The 16326-nt window shown below is 67.3% G+C and carries 14 protein-coding genes and 1 tRNA gene; 4 read left to right on the plus strand and 11 right to left on the minus strand.

The features are described 5' to 3' along the window. Positions 1-172: 172 nt before the first annotated feature. Positions 173-2269, plus strand: a complete 2097-nt coding sequence (locus MMB17_RS02030; protein WP_241102095.1) for a sensor histidine kinase — start codon at positions 173-175, stop codon at positions 2267-2269. A 9-nt stretch (positions 2270-2278) separates the two neighbouring features. Here the strand turns inward: MMB17_RS02030 and MMB17_RS02035 are convergent, their stop codons facing one another. Both MMB17_RS02035 and bla read right to left on the minus strand, forming a co-directional pair. Then, positions 2279-3022: a Crp/Fnr family transcriptional regulator gene (locus tag MMB17_RS02035; protein WP_238312676.1), complete on the minus strand. Its 744-nt coding sequence runs from the start codon at positions 3020-3022 to the stop codon at positions 2279-2281. A gap of 137 nt (positions 3023-3159) precedes the next feature. Further along, positions 3160-4044 carry a class A beta-lactamase gene (bla, locus tag MMB17_RS02040; RefSeq protein WP_241100896.1) on the minus strand — a complete coding sequence of 295 codons (885 nt, stop codon included), beginning with the start codon at positions 4042-4044 and terminating at the stop codon, positions 3160-3162. A gap of 154 nt (positions 4045-4198) precedes the next feature. Here bla and MMB17_RS02045 point away from each other — a divergent pair, with 154 nt between their 5' ends. From MMB17_RS02045 to MMB17_RS02055, 3 genes are all read left to right on the plus strand, one after another. Further along, positions 4199-5722, plus strand: coding sequence for an acetate--CoA ligase (locus MMB17_RS02045; protein WP_241100897.1), 1524 nt, complete (start codon positions 4199-4201; stop codon positions 5720-5722). 77 nt (positions 5723-5799) lie between these two features. Further along, positions 5800-6585, plus strand: coding sequence for a glycosyltransferase family 2 protein (locus tag MMB17_RS02050; RefSeq protein ID WP_241100898.1), 786 nt, complete (start codon positions 5800-5802; stop codon positions 6583-6585). Positions 6586-6620: 35 nt separating this feature from the next. Beyond that, a tRNA-Ser gene (locus MMB17_RS02055) sits at positions 6621-6713 on the plus strand. 178 nt (positions 6714-6891) lie between these two features. Here MMB17_RS02055 and MMB17_RS02060 read toward each other — a convergent pair. From MMB17_RS02060 to MMB17_RS02100, 9 genes are all read right to left on the minus strand, one after another. Further along, positions 6892-7689, minus strand: coding sequence for a HEPN family nuclease (locus MMB17_RS02060; RefSeq protein ID WP_241100899.1), 798 nt, complete (start codon positions 7687-7689; stop codon positions 6892-6894). A 413-nt stretch (positions 7690-8102) separates the two neighbouring features. Continuing rightward, positions 8103-8483, minus strand: coding sequence for a hypothetical protein (locus MMB17_RS02065; protein WP_238311776.1), 381 nt, complete (start codon positions 8481-8483; stop codon positions 8103-8105). Between the two features lie 24 nt (positions 8484-8507). After that, positions 8508-9185 carry an orotate phosphoribosyltransferase gene (locus MMB17_RS02070; protein ID WP_238311775.1) on the minus strand — a complete coding sequence of 226 codons (678 nt, stop codon included), beginning with the start codon at positions 9183-9185 and terminating at the stop codon, positions 8508-8510. Next, a complete protein-coding gene (gene pyrC, locus MMB17_RS02075) occupies positions 9182-10267 on the minus strand; it encodes a dihydroorotase (protein WP_241100900.1) in 1086 nt (361 codons plus the stop codon). The genes MMB17_RS02070 and pyrC overlap by 4 nt, the downstream gene beginning before the upstream one ends. Next, positions 10264-11556: a Zn-dependent hydrolase gene (locus MMB17_RS02080; protein ID WP_241100901.1), complete on the minus strand. Its 1293-nt coding sequence runs from the start codon at positions 11554-11556 to the stop codon at positions 10264-10266. The genes pyrC and MMB17_RS02080 overlap by 4 nt, the downstream gene beginning before the upstream one ends. After that, on the minus strand, positions 11553-12497 hold the full coding sequence (locus MMB17_RS02085) for a dihydroorotate dehydrogenase (RefSeq protein WP_238311772.1): 945 nt from the start codon (positions 12495-12497) through the stop codon (positions 11553-11555). The genes MMB17_RS02080 and MMB17_RS02085 overlap by 4 nt, the downstream gene beginning before the upstream one ends. Then, positions 12494-13363 (minus strand): dihydroorotate dehydrogenase electron transfer subunit, encoded by an 870-nt coding sequence (locus MMB17_RS02090; RefSeq protein WP_241100902.1) that lies wholly within the window; start codon positions 13361-13363, stop codon positions 12494-12496. Before MMB17_RS02090 ends, MMB17_RS02085 begins: the two co-directional genes overlap by 4 nt. A gap of 464 nt (positions 13364-13827) precedes the next feature. Further along, entirely contained in the window at positions 13828-14778 is a 951-nt protein-coding gene (locus tag MMB17_RS02095) for a hypothetical protein (RefSeq protein ID WP_241100903.1), read from the minus strand. A gap of 193 nt (positions 14779-14971) precedes the next feature. Further along, positions 14972-16225, minus strand: coding sequence for an MFS transporter (locus tag MMB17_RS02100; protein WP_241100904.1), 1254 nt, complete (start codon positions 16223-16225; stop codon positions 14972-14974). Positions 16226-16326: the final 101 nt, after the last annotated feature.

Here is a 16326-nt window from a genome sequence, read left to right on the forward strand (position 1 = left end):
ACGTATTAGTTGTATCGCACGCCATCCCGGCTTTGCGATGACGCTTGCCATGCGCCATGATGGGGCGGAGCCGGTTCCGACCGACCGAGCGCGCGAGCCCCGTCCCGCCTTGATTCGTCGCCTCTTCTCCCGGTTCGGCCAGCGCGGGTTCTCCACGCAGGTCTACCTCGTGATGCTGGTGATCGCGTTGATCGGCCCCGGGCTGGTCTTCACGGCGATCCTGCTCGCCCGCTACGCGGCGACCGAGCGCGCCCGCTTCGAGCAGGATGCCCGCGAGAACGTGCGCGGCATCGCCCTCTCGATCGACCGCGACACCGCCGGCCTCATCTCCGTGCTGCAGACGCTCGCCACCTCGCCGCGCCTGAAGGAAGGCGAGCTGCCCGGCTTCGACCTGCAGGCGCGGGCCGTGCGCGACGCGGTCGGCCTCGAGATCATGCTGCGGCGGCCCGACGGGCAGCAACTCGTGAACACGGCCCTGGCGCCGGGCGCGCCCCTGCCGGTCACCAGCCTGCCCTTCGACCGCGAGGTGCTGAACGGCGGCCAGCGCAGTTCCCTCGTCTCCGGCTACCTGCCGGCCGCCAATCCCGCCAAGGCGACCTACGCCGTGGCGGTGCCGGTGCGGAACGACGACGCCGTCGCCTACATCCTCAGCTTCTCCGTGCCGATCCAGCGGCTCGACGGCCTGCTGGAGCGCGAGCGGGTCGAGGGCTGGACCAGCGGCGTGTCCGATCGCGAGGGCATCGTGCTGGCGCGCCTGCCGCAGATGGCCGGGGTGGTCGGCCATCCCCGCCTCGCGACCCTGCGCCAACGCCCGACCGAGACGCCCGGCGTGTGGGAAGGCAAGGACCGGGACCTGCACCCGGTCACGGTGGTCGAGGCCCGCTCCCGCCTCAACGGCTGGACGGTCATCGCGAGCGTGCCCCGGGAACTCGTGAACTCGCGGACGCAGCGCTGGATCTGGGCCTTCGGCGGGTTCGGGCTTCTCGTGCTGGCGACCTCCTCCACCCTCACGGTCCATCTCTGGTCCCGGGTCGCGCGGCCGCTCCGGCAGCTCGCCGCCTCCGGGCCGGCCCTGTCCCGCGGGCAGGCGATCCCCCGCGTCGCCTCGCCGATCCACGAGATCCGCCGCCTCGGCGACGTGCTGTCGGAGGCCTCCCAGCGCCTGCGCACGCGGAGCGAGGAGCGCGACAAGGCCCTGGCCGAGACGCAGCGCGGCCTCTCGGCCCTGCGCGAGAGCGAGGCCCGCTTCCGCCACATGGCGGATTCGGCGCCGGCCCTGATCTGGATGACGGACGAGAAGGCGGAGATCGTCTTCGCCAACATGCATTTCGACCACCTGTTCGGGCGGCCGGCCTCGGACCTCTCCGGCGAAGGCTGGCGCCAGATCGTGCATCCGCCGGACCTGCCGGCTTTCTCCTCCCTGTTCCGGGAAGCCTTCGAGAATCGGGAGCCGTTCCGGGCGGAGATGCGGGTGATCGACCGGGCCGGGGACGTGCGCTGGCTGCGCTGCGAGGGCGTGCCGCGCCTCGACGACCACGGCACCTTCCTCGGCTTCACCGGCTGCAACGTCGACATCACCGATGCCAAGCGCGCCGAGGAGCACCTGCTGCTCCTGATCCACGAGCTGAACCACCGGGTGAAGAACACCCTGGCCACGGTGCAGTCCATCGCCCTGCAATCCCTGCGCGGCCTCGACGGCGAGGAGGCGGAAACGGCCAAGAGCGCCTTCGAGGCCCGTCTGATCGCGCTCGCGCGCGCCCATGACGTGCTGACCCGGGAGAGCTGGGAAGGCGCGGAGCTCGGCACGATCGTGGCCGACGCCATCCGGCCGCTGGAAGCGCCGGAGGGGCAGAAGGCGCGCTTCCTCGTCTCGGGGCCGCCCCTGCGCCTGCCGCCGCGCCTCGCCCTCTCCATCGCCATGGCCCTGCACGAGCTCGGCACCAATGCCGTGAAATACGGCGCGCTCTCGCGGGAGGGCGGCCGAGTGCACATCGCCTGGAGCGTGCAGCGCGGCCCCGAGATCCGGCTCTCCCTGCGCTGGAGCGAGAGCGGCGGCCCACCGGTGATGCCGCCCACGCGAACCGGCTTCGGCTCGCGCCTGATCGAGCGCAGCCTCGCCCGGGAGCTCGCCGGCGAGGTGAAGCTCGCCTACGAGCCGACCGGCGTGGTGTGCACGATCGATGCCCCAGTGCCGCCCCCGGGCCTGCTGGAGCGCCGCAGCGGTGTCAACGGCGCCACGACCCCTCCGCCCCTGCCGCTGGCCGGCTGACCCGCCGCCCTACTCGTCGGCCGCGTCGAGGTGCCGGCCCTCGTGGCCGAGATGCAGGTAATGCGGGTTGAACAGGGAATTGGCGGCGAGGGCCTGGAAATCGGGGATGGTCAGGTGCCGGCCCCGCAGCACGATCAGACCGTTCGCCCGCAATTCCTGCAGTACCCGGTTGACGTGCACGTTCGACAGCCCGAGGGCGTCGGCGAGATCGACCTGGGTCACGGGCAGGTCGCAGGAGGTCGCGTCGGCCAGCCCCACGGCCTGCATGCGCAGGAACAGCTCGCACAGGAGATGGCCGAGCCGCTCGGCGGCGGTCCGCTGACCGATGCTGACGGTCCATTCCCGCTGGATCGAGAACCGGACCGCGATCTCCCAGGACAGGCTCTGGGCGATCCGCGGGTGCCGCTCGGCCAGGGCCAGGAGCCCCTCCCGGCCGAGCTCCGCCAGGGTGACCGCGTTCATCGTGCCGATCGAGTGATCCATCTCGCGCAGCGAGAAGACGTGGCTGTCGAAATGATCGCCGGGCACGAAGAAGGCGATGATCTGGCGCCGCCCATCCTCGAGCTGCTTGTAGCGGCAGGCCCAGCCTTCGAGGATCAGGTTGATGTTCTCGAGCGTATCGCCTTCGCGGATGATGTCTTCCCGGGCGCCGACACGACGGATCTTGACGCGGGAGATCTCGTTCAGAGCCTTCGTTTCCTCGGCCGAGAGGCGCGTGAAGCACCCGAGTTTTCGGACAAGGGGACTTTCCATCGAACTCCGAGACTCCTCTCCCGGGGTCCGTCATAGCCGTGCCTCGGCCAGCCCGAGTTAACGCACGATAACTTCCGGAGTGCCACGAACCGTAAAGTAAAGCTTTTTTCTCGCGGAATGGTTGCATCGCCGGATCGTCAGCGGGGCGGCCCGGAACGCCGGGCCGCGACCATGCGGGCCACCGCGGCGATCGCGGCGTCCCGGGGCTCCAGGCCGAGGGAGCTTCCCGTGAGAAAGACCGCAACGACGAGAGGAGCCTTGCCCGGCGGCTGGAGGAGTCCGACATCGTTCGCGCTGCCCCGCTCGCCGGTTCCGGTCTTGTCGCCGACGCGCCAATCCTCCGGCACCCCGGCGCGCAGCCGCGCCGCCCCCGTACGGCACGCCTCCAGCCATCCGATCAGCCGCGCGCGGGACCCGGACGCCAGGGCATCGCCCAGGAGCAGCGCCCGGAGGGTCTCGGCCATGGCTTCCGGCGTGGTGGTGTCGCGGGGATCGCCGGGCAACGCCTCGTTGAGATCGGGCTCGGTCCGGTCGAGCCGTGTCGTGGCGTCGCCGATCCCACGCAGGAAGGCGGTGAGCCCGGCCGGACCGCCGATGGCGGCGAGCAGCAGGTTGCCGGCGGTGTTGTCGCTCAGGGTGATCGCCGCCGCGCAGAGATCCGCCAGGGTCATCCCCTCCCCCACATGCGTGCCGGTGACGGGGGAATACGGGACGAGGGCCTCCGGGCCGTAGGCGACGCGGCGATCGAGGCTGTCCCGCCCGGCCTCGACGGCCTTGAGGACGGCGGCGGCCGCAAGCGGCTTGAACGTGCTGCAGAGGGGGAAGCGCTCGCCGGCCCGCCAGCCGAGACGGCTGCCGTCGCCGGTGTCGAGGACGAAGGCGCCGAGCCGGCCGCCGGAGGCGGCCTCGATCGCCTCGAAGCCCTCCGGCGCCTCCCCCGCCGCCGCGATCGCCCGGAGCGGCGGGAGAGCCGACAGGCTCCCGGCCAAGCCGCCCGCCAGCAGGTGCCGCCTGCCGATCATGGTCTTCCTCCCTTCGCTTCCTGCGCGTCGCGTCCGAGGCCGGGCGGGCTTGCGCGGCCGCGCGGAGCCCCTCACCGGACGCGTCGCTTGACGTGGGGCGGCCCAGTGCGGACAGGGTCTGGAAAAACCTAGAAAACCCTCCAGGACGACGCCCTTGCCCCCCGACGACCGCTCGCCGCCCGTCCGCTTCAACGCCGCCCGCTACTGCCTGGCCGAGAATGCACGCCTTCGCGGCGACAAGACGGCTCTGGTGATGGTCGGCGAAAGCGGTGTCGCCCGGCTCACCTATGCCGAGGCTGACCGCGCGGTGCGCGGCATCGCCGCCGGTCTGCTGGAACTCGGGCTCTCCCCCGGCGACCGGGTGATGATCCGGATGGGCAACGAGGCCGATTACGTCCTCGTCTATTTCGGGGCGCTCGCTGCGGGCCTCGTCGCCCTGCCCTCCTCGCCGCAGCTCACCCCCGGCGAGGCCGCCTTCCTCATGGAAAATGCCGGCGTCGCGGCTTTGGTGGTGGGAGACGGCTGCCCCGTCGACCGCGACAGCCTCGGCGACCGCATCCTTCTCGACGCCCCGGCAGTGGCGGCGCTGAAGGTGGGCACGCCGCTGACGGATTATGCCGACACCGCCGCCGAGGATCCGGCAACGCTGGTCTACACCTCCGGCACCACGAGCCGGCCCAAGGGCGTGCTGCACGCCCACCGGGCGATCTGGGGCCGCCGGCCCATGCATGCCCACTGGCTCGGGCTGACCGAGACCGACGTGATGCTGCATGCCGGCACTATGAACTGGACCTACACGCTGGGTGTGGGCATCACCGATCCCTGGGCCTGCGGCGCCACCACGGTGCTCTATAACGGCCCACGCGACCGCGGCATCTGGCCGGCGCTGATCGCCGAGCACGGCGCCACGCTCTTCGCCGCCGTGCCGAGCGTCTACCGCCAGATCCTGAAATATGCCGATCTCGGCGCCCACGACCTGTCGCGCCTGCGCCACGGCGTCACGGCGGGGGAGGCACTGCCCCCGGACCTGCTCGAGGCCTGGCGAGCGGCCACCGGCAAGCCCCTCTACGAGGCCCTGGGGATGAGCGAGATCTCCACCTACGTCTCGAGCGGCCCCACCATTCCCGTGCGCCCCGGCTCCCCCGGCAAGCCGCAGCCCGGGCGGCGCGTGGCGATCCTGCCGGTGGAGGGGGAGCCCGCGCCCTTGCTCCCCGGCGAGATCGGCCTCCTCGCCATCCACCGCTCGGAGCCGGGGCTGATGCTCGGCTACTGGAACCGGCCGGAGGAGGAGGAAGCGGTGATGCGCGGGGACTGGTTCGCCGGCGGCGACCTCGCGAGCCTCGACGCGGAGGGCTACCTGCGCTTCCACGGCCGCAACGACGACATGATGAACGCCATGGGCTACCGCGTCTCGCCCGTGGAGGTGGAGGCGACGCTCGCCGAGCATCCCGACGTCGCCGATGTCGGTGTCACGGAGCTTGCGGTGCGCGCCGACCTCCGCGTCATCGCCGCCTTCGTGGTGCGCCGGGCCGGCGCGGCCATCGAGGCGCCCGACCTGCTCGCCTGGTGCGGGCAGCGGCTCGCCGCCTACAAATGCCCGAAGGAGATCCGCTTCCTCGACGCCCTGCCGCGCACGCCCAACGGGAAGGTGCAGCGCAAGCGGCTCGCCGAGGCATGAGCCCCCGCGACGGGGCGGCCGCCTTGTCCGCGCGGGCCGTGCCCGATAGAGCGGGCCGCCCTTGCCCGCCGAGCCCCATGTCCCCGCTTCCGCTTTCCGTCTTCATCATCGCCAAGAACGAGGCCGACCGCATCGGCGCCACGATCCGGGCGGTGCGCGACCTGACCGACGACCTCGTCGTCGTCGATTCCGGCTCGACCGACGGCACCCAGGCCCTCGCGACGGAGCTCGGCGCGCGGGTGATCCACAACGACTGGCCGGGCTACGGCCCGCAGAAGCGCTTCGCGGAAGATGCCTGCCGCCACGTCTGGCTGCTCAATGTGGATGCCGACGAGGTGGTGCCCCCCGACCTCGCCCAGGCGATCCGCGCGGTCTTCGCGCAGGGCGAGCCGGCTCATCCCGCCTGGCGCATCGGCATCGCGGAGATCTTCCCCGGCGAGGCCAAGCCCCATCCCTGGGCCTATACCCTGACGCCGGTGCGCCTCTACCGGAAGGACCGCGGCCGCTATGTGCCCTCGACAGTGCATGACCGGGTCGCCCTGGAGCCGGGGGCGAGCGTGGGCCAGCTCAAGGGCGTGATCCACCATTTCTCCGTGCGATCCCTCGGGGACCAGCTCGACAAGCTCAACCGCTATTCCGACCAGCAGGCCGACGACCTCGCCGCCCGCGGCGTCTCGATCCCGACCTGGCGGGTCTTCGTGGAGCTGCCCGGCAACTTCCTGAAGGCCTATTTCGGCCGCCGCCATTGCGTGCGCGGGGTCTACGGTTTCCTGACCGCGATGAACTACGCGATCTCCCGCCACCTGCGCGTGGCGAAACATTACGAGCGCCGTCTTTCCGGCACACCGCGCAGACCGGGTTGACCCGCCCTCGGAGAGCTTCTAGAGCCGGTGGGCGTGGAGACGTGGCCGAGAGGCTGAAGGCACTCGTTTGCTAAATGAGCATACCCCTAAAAAGGGTATCGAGGGTTCGAATCCCTCCGTCTCCGCCATTCACCTCATACCGCCGTAAGTCCTTGTCACCGCTCAGCGGCGGCTTGCGTCGAATCAGGATATGATCCCGATTTGTCCCCGCAGAACCGGCTGTGGATAGCGCCCCAGCCGGCCCATTCCCGCGTCGGCAAGACGGGCAGGGCCTCCCATGATTCACTGGGGAGGCGGTTGCTCCAGCTACTGCTTCGGCTTGAGCTCGGCAGCGCGTTGCTTCAACGCCGCGGTCATCTCTTTCTGTGCCTTTTCCTCATCGCCGCCGCAGGCTTCCAGGAGAGGGTTCCAGGCATTGTCGACGGGCCTGGGCGCCTTGCCCTTCGGCTTCGGCTTCGCAGTCTCACGCCGGAGGACATCCAACGGGTCTTCTGGATCCGCGAGGCTAAGGTCATCCCGGCTCGGATCAGCCAACTCCGTTAACACCCGTTTCGCGAGCGGTCGGAAGGCATCGAAATCGATATCGGGCACGAAGGTGATGACGTCCTGGTCGTTCACGTTCCAGACGCGGATCCCAGAGAACCTCCCGGCTCGTTCAAGCGGCAAGACGTTGAAGTGCGCGATGCTGTGACGAAGGAGGCGCGGCAGGTTCGTGATGGAGTTCGGATCGACACGTTCGGTTTGCCCGTCTACCCTCGTGAGTTCGATCAGCTTGCCGTCCGGGATGCCCTTCGGATGCTTGACGGTCAGAACCTGATCGAGACGACCGTACTCGCCGAGGAGCTTCCCGAGGGCTTCAGCCGAGCGCTCATGCGGGAAGACAATAACGCCGAGGAGGGAGATCAGAAGCTGCGTGTCCACGTAGGGCGGGTCGTCTTGGGCCGACGGGGACAATGGGGCATGCTCCTCGACATGATCGAGGTTCCTAAGGATGCGTTGTGCAAGCGCCTTTAGGATGGGCCTCTCGGGTATTCCATACTCGAAATCCTCGCTGAAACGATCCTGCCGACCACGGTCAGAAGCGCGGCTCTTCCCGGCGCGCATTCTCCAATTGAAGCCAGCCGCGCTCGCAAATCCAGCCAGCCGCCGGCAGCTTCACCAGCACGCTCGGCGGTCGCGGGGAGCCCGACCCGCGGCTCTCGGAGGGACGAAAACTTCGGGAGAATTTCGGGAATTTGGGTCCATTTGCAAGCCGTCTCTGTCGGTTTACGCGTTCGAGCGGTCGCACAGCAAAATCTTAGAGAGGGCAGCTCTAGAAAAAATCTAGTAAAATAAGATGATGATAGACGCCCTCTGTCTCGGTGACTTTCTCCCTCCAGCCACCGAGAAAGCGTCACTCCTACATTCCCAAAAGAACAGTGGTAATCACCACCTTCATTGCCCACCTCCATCCGTTTGGCAGACTCGAATTCCGCCCGCCGCCAAACTGTCTTTCTCCGATACTTGCCGAAGAGAGCCTACCCCAATTCGATTCGGGCGAACTCGTTCAGAATGTCGACCTGCTTCGCCGGAGTGAGCTCGTCGTACCGGCAGGAGCCGGCCAGGAGATCGACCATCCGGCGCTGGGCTTCTGCCGCGACCTCGACACTCAACGGCATCTCCTCGTAGTTCCAGATGTAGGTCCGGACTATCGCGGTAAGCAGCGCCGTCAGCGCCGCATGCCCGGAATGGGATTGTCCATGCTCGGCGAGCTTCTGGAGCAGAGTCACGAACGTGCGGACGCCGCCAGGCTGCTGCCGGAACCAAATCAGAATTTCGTCCATGTCGTTGCCCGTCGCCACGTATCGCGGACCCTCCGCAGCGTCCGCGTCCAGGTGCGCGGTATCCTCGTTCTGCATCGCTCAGAGACTCTGATGTTGGAACTAGAGGGAAGTTGCGGATTGCGCGCGGCCGCCATGCGCCGTGGACCACGCCACCGGGTCGGAGAGGAATTCCTCGATGATACCGCGGTCCTTGTTGGAGAGGCCGTCTCCGGCGACGCGCAGCACGTCCGTCCAGGTCGCCAGCGGATGCAGATCCACTCCTGCGCGCCGCAGACGGTCTTCCGCGCCGGGAAAAGCGTCGTGGTAGAAGATGGTCAGAGCATGCTCGACGACCGCCCCAGCGGCGCGCAGACCGCGGACGAAGGCCAGCTTGCTGGTGCCGTCCGTCGTCAGATCGTCCACGAGCAGGACACGTCGGTCTTCGACGCTGCCGCCTTCGACCTGCGCGTTGTGGCCGACGCCGAGGGGACGCTTGCGCACGTAGCCGAGACGGCATGCGAGGCGGTCCGCAAGGGTCGTGGCGAACGGGATGCCGGCAGTCTCGCCGCCGGCGACCATGTCGAACGCATCCGCAGAGAACCTGTCGCGGATGAAGTCGACGGCGATGGAGGAGATGTCCCGGCGCACGTCCGCCTCGGCCAGGAGCCGGCGGCAGTCGACGTAGACCGGACTGGCCCATCCTGCCGCGAGCACGAAGGGGCGTTTGTGGCCGACCTGTATCGCGCCGCTTGCGAGCAGGAGGCGTGCGACCGCCTCCCTGCGCTCCGTCTGCGTCATGGTTCGACCTCCGCGATGGTCCAGGGAAGCGGCTCGCCTCCCCTGAAGACGGCGACTGATGTGTCCGAGACTTCGACGGACGCGGCGAGGACGCTGGTCCGCCGCTCAAGCGCGATGGTTCCTGAGTTCGGATCGAGGCCGTGGAAGCGCGCACCGTTGAGGGAGGCGAAGGACTCGAAGTTCCGCAGCGCCCCTTCCTCGTCGAAGACCTGGACGTAGGTCTGCAGGGCGGTTGCTCCCACGAACACGCCCGCGCAGCCGCAGGAAGCCTCCTTCGCCTCCCGGACGTGCGGCGCCGTATCGGTGCCGATGAAGAAGCAGGCTTCCCCCGAGGTCGCCGCTTTGCGCAGGGCCAAGCGGTGGCGCTCGCGCTTGGCGACCGGCAGACAGTAGAGATGGGGCCGCAGGCCGCCCTGGAACAACGACGTCCGGTTGATCACGAGGTGGTGGGGCGTGATCGTCGCCGCGACCCGCGGCGCATGCGCCCGCACGAGATCCAGCGTCTCGGCTGTCGTCGCATGCTCCACAACCACCTTCAGGCCTGGATGCCGGGCCAGGAGCGGCCGCAGGCTCTCGTCCATGAAGACGCGCTCCCGGTCGAACACGTCTACGGAAGGATCGGTAGACTCTCCGTGGACGAGGAGAGGCATGCCGATCCGCTCCATGCGCTCGAGCACGGGCGCGAGGCCGGGAATGTCGGTGACCCCATGGTGCGCGTTCGTGGTGGCCCCCGCGGGGTAGAGCTTGGCGGCGAGCCAGACGCCTTCGGCATGCCCCCGCTCGATCTCGCCGGGATCGGCGGCGTCGGTCAGGTAGCAGGTCATCAGGGGACGGAAGTCGGATCCGGGCGGCAGGGCGGCGAGGATCCGCGCGCGATAGGCTTCGGCGGCCTCGACCGTGGTCACCGGCGGCACGAGATTGGGCATGATGATCCCGCGTGCGAACTGCGCGGCGGTGTAGGGCAGGACGGCCCTCAGCATTTCGCCGTCCCGCAGATGCACGTGCCAGTCGTCGGGGCGGCGGATGACGATCCGCTCCGGGGGCGTCGCCGGGACGGCGTCGAAGAGCGCGTCCACGCTCATGCGCACATCCTGCGGATGCAGCCACGCAGCACGGCGACGCCGGCCACGAAGTCGTCGAGGTCCATCGACTCGAGCGGGTTGTGCGAACCGTGTTCGTTGCGGACGAAGATCATCCCGGTCGGGATCCCTGCATTCGCGAACACCGCCGCGTCGTGTCCGGCGCCGCTGGGCAGCGTCTCGTCGGGCAGTCCGAGTTCGCGGGCGGCCCGCTTCAGTTCTTCGATGAGACCGGCATCCATGACGGCGGGCGCCGACTCGACCCTGCGGTCGAACTCGAACGTGACACCGCGATCCTCTTCGATCATACTGCATTCGGACCGGAACAGGTCGTAGAACGCTTCCAGCGTCTCCCGGTTCTGGCTGCGCGCCTCGAAGCTGAAGCGGATCAGGCCGGGGATGCGTGCGATCGCATGCTCGGCCGCATCGGTCCCGACGACGCCGCAGGTGACGACCAGATCCCGGCCGCGTTCGAGCAGAGTGCGCCAGTGCCGATCGAGGTGGGTGATCAGCTCCGAGGCCGCGAAGACCGCATCCTTACGGAGCCAGCGCGGAACGGCGCCGGAATGCCCCGGCGCGCCGTGGCAGGTGACGACGCGGTGGCGGACATTGCCGCGGATGCCGGTGACGATACCGACCGGCAATCCCCGCGCGGTCAGCACCGGGCCTTGTTCGATGTGCAGTTCGAGCCAGGCCGCCACGCCTGCCGGGTCGAGGAGCGGCTCGCCGCGTTCGACCCGATCGACGTCCACGCCGACCGCCCGCATGCAGGTTGCGAGCGTGGTTTCGCCCCTGCCGTCGGCCGTCGCGAGATCGGCGGGCGACAGTTCGCCGAAAAGGGCGTGCGATCCGAGATAGGCCTTGCCGAAGCGCGCGCTTTCCTCGCCGCGCAATCCGAAGAGCTTGATCGTCCGTCGCGGCCGGACGTTCTCCCGGCGCATGCCGGCGAGGACCGCGAGGCCTGCGACGACGCCCGCGGCACCGTCGAAGTTTCCGCCCTGAGGCACCGAATCGAGGTGCGAGCCGCAGGCCACGAACGGCAGCTCCGGCTCGGTTCCCTCCAGGGTGACGACGAGGTTGGCGCCCGCATCACGCGCGGTTTCGAGGCCGGCGCGGCGCGCGGCGGCGTCGACGATGTCCAGGGCTTCGGATTCCTTGGGGCTGTAGGCTTCCCGGGTAATGCCGACGCCGTCGCCGGTGGCAGCCCGCAAGGCGTCGAACAGCGTTTCGGCAAGCTGCCGGTCGGCGTCGGCCGACGCCGATCCGAGGGCGGAAGCGGTGGACGGTTTCATTGCGGCGCCACCCAGGCGAGATCCGGCTCGTCCGCCTCCTCGTTGACCACGGCACCGATCAGATCGGAGACGCGGGCGATCTCGCGGCGCTCGCAGAACCGCCCGAGACCGTCGATGATCGCCGTCATCGCACCCGGCTGAACGAACGTCGCGGTTCCCACTTGAACGGCGCTCGCTCCAGCCAGCAGATATTCGACCGCATCCTCGGTCGTCGAGATTCCGCCGCAGCCGATCACCGGGATGCGGACGGCCTGCGCGCATTGGAAGACATGGCGCAGCACGATGGGCTTGATCGCCGGACCGGACAGGCCGCCCATCACGTTGCCCAGGCACGGCCTGAACGTGTTCAGATCGATCGCCATCGCGAGGATGGTGTTGGCGACGACCACGGCGTCTGCCCCGGCGGCTTCGGCTGCCCGTGCGACATCGGGCAGTTCGCCGGTATTCGGCGTCAGCTTGGCCCAGATCGGCAGGGTGGTCGCCGACCTCATCTGCCGGATGACCGCCTCCGTGGAGGAGGCGCGCATGGCGAAGGCCTTGCCGTCCTCCTCGATGTTCGGACAGGAGATATTGGCCTCGATTGCACTGATGCCGGGTAGCGTCAGCTCGGCCGCGAGACTGGCGAAGCCTTCCGCGGTCGGAGCCGAGATGCTGACGACGAGCGGCGTCCGGTAGCCGGCATAGGCCGGCATCGTATGCTCCAGGAAATAGGGTATCCCTTTGGACGGAATCCCGATGGCGTTGAGGAGGCTGCCGGGCCGCTCGGCGACCCGCGGCAGCGGATTGCCGGTCCTCAATTCCCGGGTGATCGTCTTGGTGACGAACGCGCCCAGCCGCTCGAAGTCGATGACCTTGCTCAAACCCTCGGCAAATGTCCCGGAGGCCGGCATGACGGGATTGGCAAGTTTCAAATTGCCAATCTGAACGGATAGATCGGTCAAGGCAGCGCCTCCTGGAGATCGAATACAGGCCCGTCCCAGCAAACACGCCGATGAACTATCTCTCCTCCGACATTGAAATCGCGGACACAGCAGTAGCAGAGGCCGATGCCGCAGGCCATCTGCTGCTCCATAGCGACTTGGCCGGGAATTCCAAATTCACGGGCGAGTCGCTGCTGAACGCGCATCAGCCGGCTCGATCCGCAGGTGAAGAAAGCGTCGCAGCGATCCTCCTTGATCAGCCCACGCAGGATCCTCTCGACATTGGCGGGCCCGCTGGTGCTTTCCGCGTCCGTCACACAGACGACGTCCGCACCATGAGACCGGAACAGATCGACAGAGAGGAGCAACTCGGTTCGGCGTGCGCTGAACAGGGCGGTGACAGCGATTCCTTTTGCTTTCGCGGCCTGCGCGAGCGGCGCCAGGGTCGCGAGACCGGCGCCACGTCCCACGGCCACGATGTGCCGCCAGGACGGGTCGAGGGTAAAGCCGACACCGAGGGGCCCCATGATGTCGAGGCGCTCACCGGCTTTCAGGGTGGCGAGACCGCGCGTACCCGCACCGGTGACCTTGTAGAGGAACTCGACCTCGCCCTGAGCGGGATCGGCACCGTACAAGCTCATCGGTCTGCGGAGATAAGGCTGCTCGCCGAGCGGATGGGGGCAGAGCAGTTGGAAGAACTGTCCTGGCTGCGCGGCGGCTGCGATCTGGCCGCAGCGCACAACGAGGTGCCGATACTCCGCATTCACCGGATCGTTTCGGATGATGTCGGCAGGTTCGGCGACGATCGTAGGCGACCAGCATGTGCCGCCCATGATCCCCGGGAGCGGAGGCATTGACGATTCGATAGGTGGGGCGATCTCGGTCATCGACTTGCTCGGAGTTCGCAGCGGAAGGCCGGCCTGTCGGCAGCGCTTCGATCAAAGGGCGCAGCGCGGCCCTTTCGAAGGATCCGCGACAGGGGGAGGACGCACCGACGCGCCCAATGATTGTGACAGGGCGCCGTATAAATACAAGGACATTTCTTTTTTTTTAGACGCGGCGGGCGCGGCGAGTCATCCGTTTGTCCGTTGCGCACAGCCGTCCTGGCGAACCCGCCTCTGGCGCACTTTTCGACGAAACGGAGCCGGTTCGTCGAACGAAAGCGTGATGGTACGAACCTGGAGACGTGACCCAACCCAATCTGGGCGGGCACGGCTCCCAGTCTCGCTCACAGAACTCCCGCTGCGCTGTCGCTATCAGAGACAGAACGCCCGGTGATCGAGGGTTTTGTAAGCTGCGCGAGAGCCGCTTTTTCTCCCGCGGAAGCAGCACCACTTCCGCGGAAAATGCTCTAGAAGGCGTGAATGATGAAGCCAGCCTGGATGTTCTTGGACTCGGCTCCGATGCGGTACCTCTGGTCCTCTCCGAACTTGTTTCTCCAATACTGGAAGCCGATAAAGGCCTCAAGGCGGTTCGGCTGGCTATAGAAGTATTTCCCAAGATCGAAAAGGAGATTCGAGCGCGACAACCACTCCGTCTCTGTCGCTTGTCCGAAACCGTTGCGCCCCTTCGGCAAAACGATGTTGCTGAACCCGGCAAGACGAAGCGGCAAGCCGGTGAATGCCAGCGGAATATTATAGCTGATCTCGAACTCTGGGACGAGATTGAACTCCACGCTACGCATGGGTTCTACGACGATGCCATTGCGGTTGAACTCTTTGTAGGCATGCACTGCCACGTTGATGAAGCCTGCCGGCACGTCGAGGGCAAACACCAAGCCGGTCACTCCAACGCGCTTGCGTGGCCCGAAGGCGGTATCCTTTCCATTCAGATCGAAACCGTAGGACAATGAAACGTCTTTGATCAGGCCAGGTACAGCGAAGGTTTTCGGCGCGGTGAATGCGTTTCCGCTCAGCGATCCGCGGTAGACGGCATAGACCTCTGTTGCCCCGACGCCGGTCTGGATACGATTGTTCGGAAAGGCAAATCCAGTCGGATCCTGCGATCCGGACTTGATGACATCGATATTCACAAAGTTGGTGCCGTAGCCGAAGTTGTCCGCGTGCGTGAAGAAGGTGATATTCTTCGGCACACCCCTGCCCTCGCGCGGATCGCCTTTCACGGCGCGGAGGCCAGGCTCGCGGGAATCGTCGAGGAAGCGGTAGCCGGCCGTCGTATCCGAGAAGACGAAGAAGGACGGCGCCGGTGCGTCGGTTGTGTGGACGGGGGCGGGCGCATCTGCCGCTTGAGCCGCTACGATCGCTGCGAGACCGAAGCCGGCTCCAAGAATCATCCGCTTCATGGATATATCGTGCCCCTCATAAGGGAATTGGACTTGGGAGTGCTGTTTATTCAGGGGGAAATACTGTCGGAGCCGGTGCGCGGCTTGGCTCGATCACACCGGTTCGTCCAAGGGAGCGGCCTTCGATCCCGCAGGCGGCCCGCCGCACCGGGTCGATCGCGCGTCCCGCGGGATCGACCGCTCCGGTTCGACGTCAGGTCAGCTCGACACCCCGTCGCTCAGGGATGAGGAAGAGGAGAGCGAAGATGTCGAGCACGTACAGCAGCGACAGGAGGCTGATCGCGGTGTTGAAACCGTATGCTGTCGCAATCGCGCCGACCGCCACGGGACCCAGGCCACCAACGGCGCGTCCGAGGTTGAAGAGGACGTTCTGCGCCGTCGCCCGGGCAGCGGTGGGATAGAGTTCGCTGATGAGCGCCCCGTAGCCTCCGAGCATGCCGTTCACGAAGAAGCCCATGACCGCTCCTGCAACGAGAAGGGCGGCTGCGTCGGTCAGTCGCGAGTAGAGAACGACCATCACGGCAGCGCCGATCATGTAGGTCAGGAAGGCGGGGCGCCGGCCAATCCGGTCGGCCACGTGTCCGAAGACGAAGATGCCGGTGGCCATGCCGGCAATCGTCACGCTCGTCCAAGTCGCCGATTGAGCGAGGCCATAGCCAAACCGGGTCGAGAGGTAGTTCGGCAACCAGATCATCACGCCGAAATAGCCGAAGTTCTGCACTGAGCAGAGAATGACCATTCCCAGGCTCAGCTTGGTTGTATCGGCATCCTTGACCAGTAGCTTCAGCGGCAGGCGCGGCGCGGCCTGACGATGCTGGCGATCGACGAAGACATCCGGCTCATGAAGCGAGTGCCGGATGAAGTAGGCGATGACCGCGGGCAGGACGCCGATCGCGAACATGCCTCGCCAGCCGATGTGCGGCAGAAGAAGGGGCGTCACGAGGGCGGCGCTCAGGACGCCGAACTGCCAGCCGAGGCCGACGTAGGATGAGGCTCTCGCGCGCTTGGAGGCCGGCCACGTTTCGGCCACGAGGGCCATGCCGATCCCGAATTCGCCGCCGAGTCCGAGGCCTGCGATCGTGCGGTACGCGAGAAGATCCCAATAGCCCTGCGCCAGGGCGCAGAGGCCGGTGAAGACGGCGAACAGGATGATCGTCCAGGTGAGGACCTTCACACGGCCGATGCGGTCCGAAAGCATACCGAACAAAAGGCCGCCCATGACGGAGCCGACCAGTGTCGCCGTCACCAGAGAGGCGCCTTCCGACTGGCTGAGGCCGAGATCGGCGGCGATCACCTTGAGCATGAAGCCGAGGATCAGAAGGTCGAAGCCGTCCATCGCATAGCCGAGAGCCGAGCCGACCAAGGCCTTGCGGGCGGTTGCGTCGACGTTCTCCGGCAGTAGCCCGGGCGTGGAGACAGCCTCTTCGGCTGGCAAGGTGCGTGTCATCTGATGCTCCCTGCCCGGTGCCTGCGGAGGTTCCGACGCCGCATCGGCTCGCGCGGCTGTGCCGCGCCGACCACTTTTCCCGGGCTGTATGGCGGTTCCGA

The sequence above is a fragment of the Methylobacterium organophilum genome (genome assembly GCF_022533465.1).
Taxonomy (GTDB): domain Bacteria; phylum Pseudomonadota; class Alphaproteobacteria; order Rhizobiales; family Beijerinckiaceae; genus Methylobacterium; species Methylobacterium organophilum.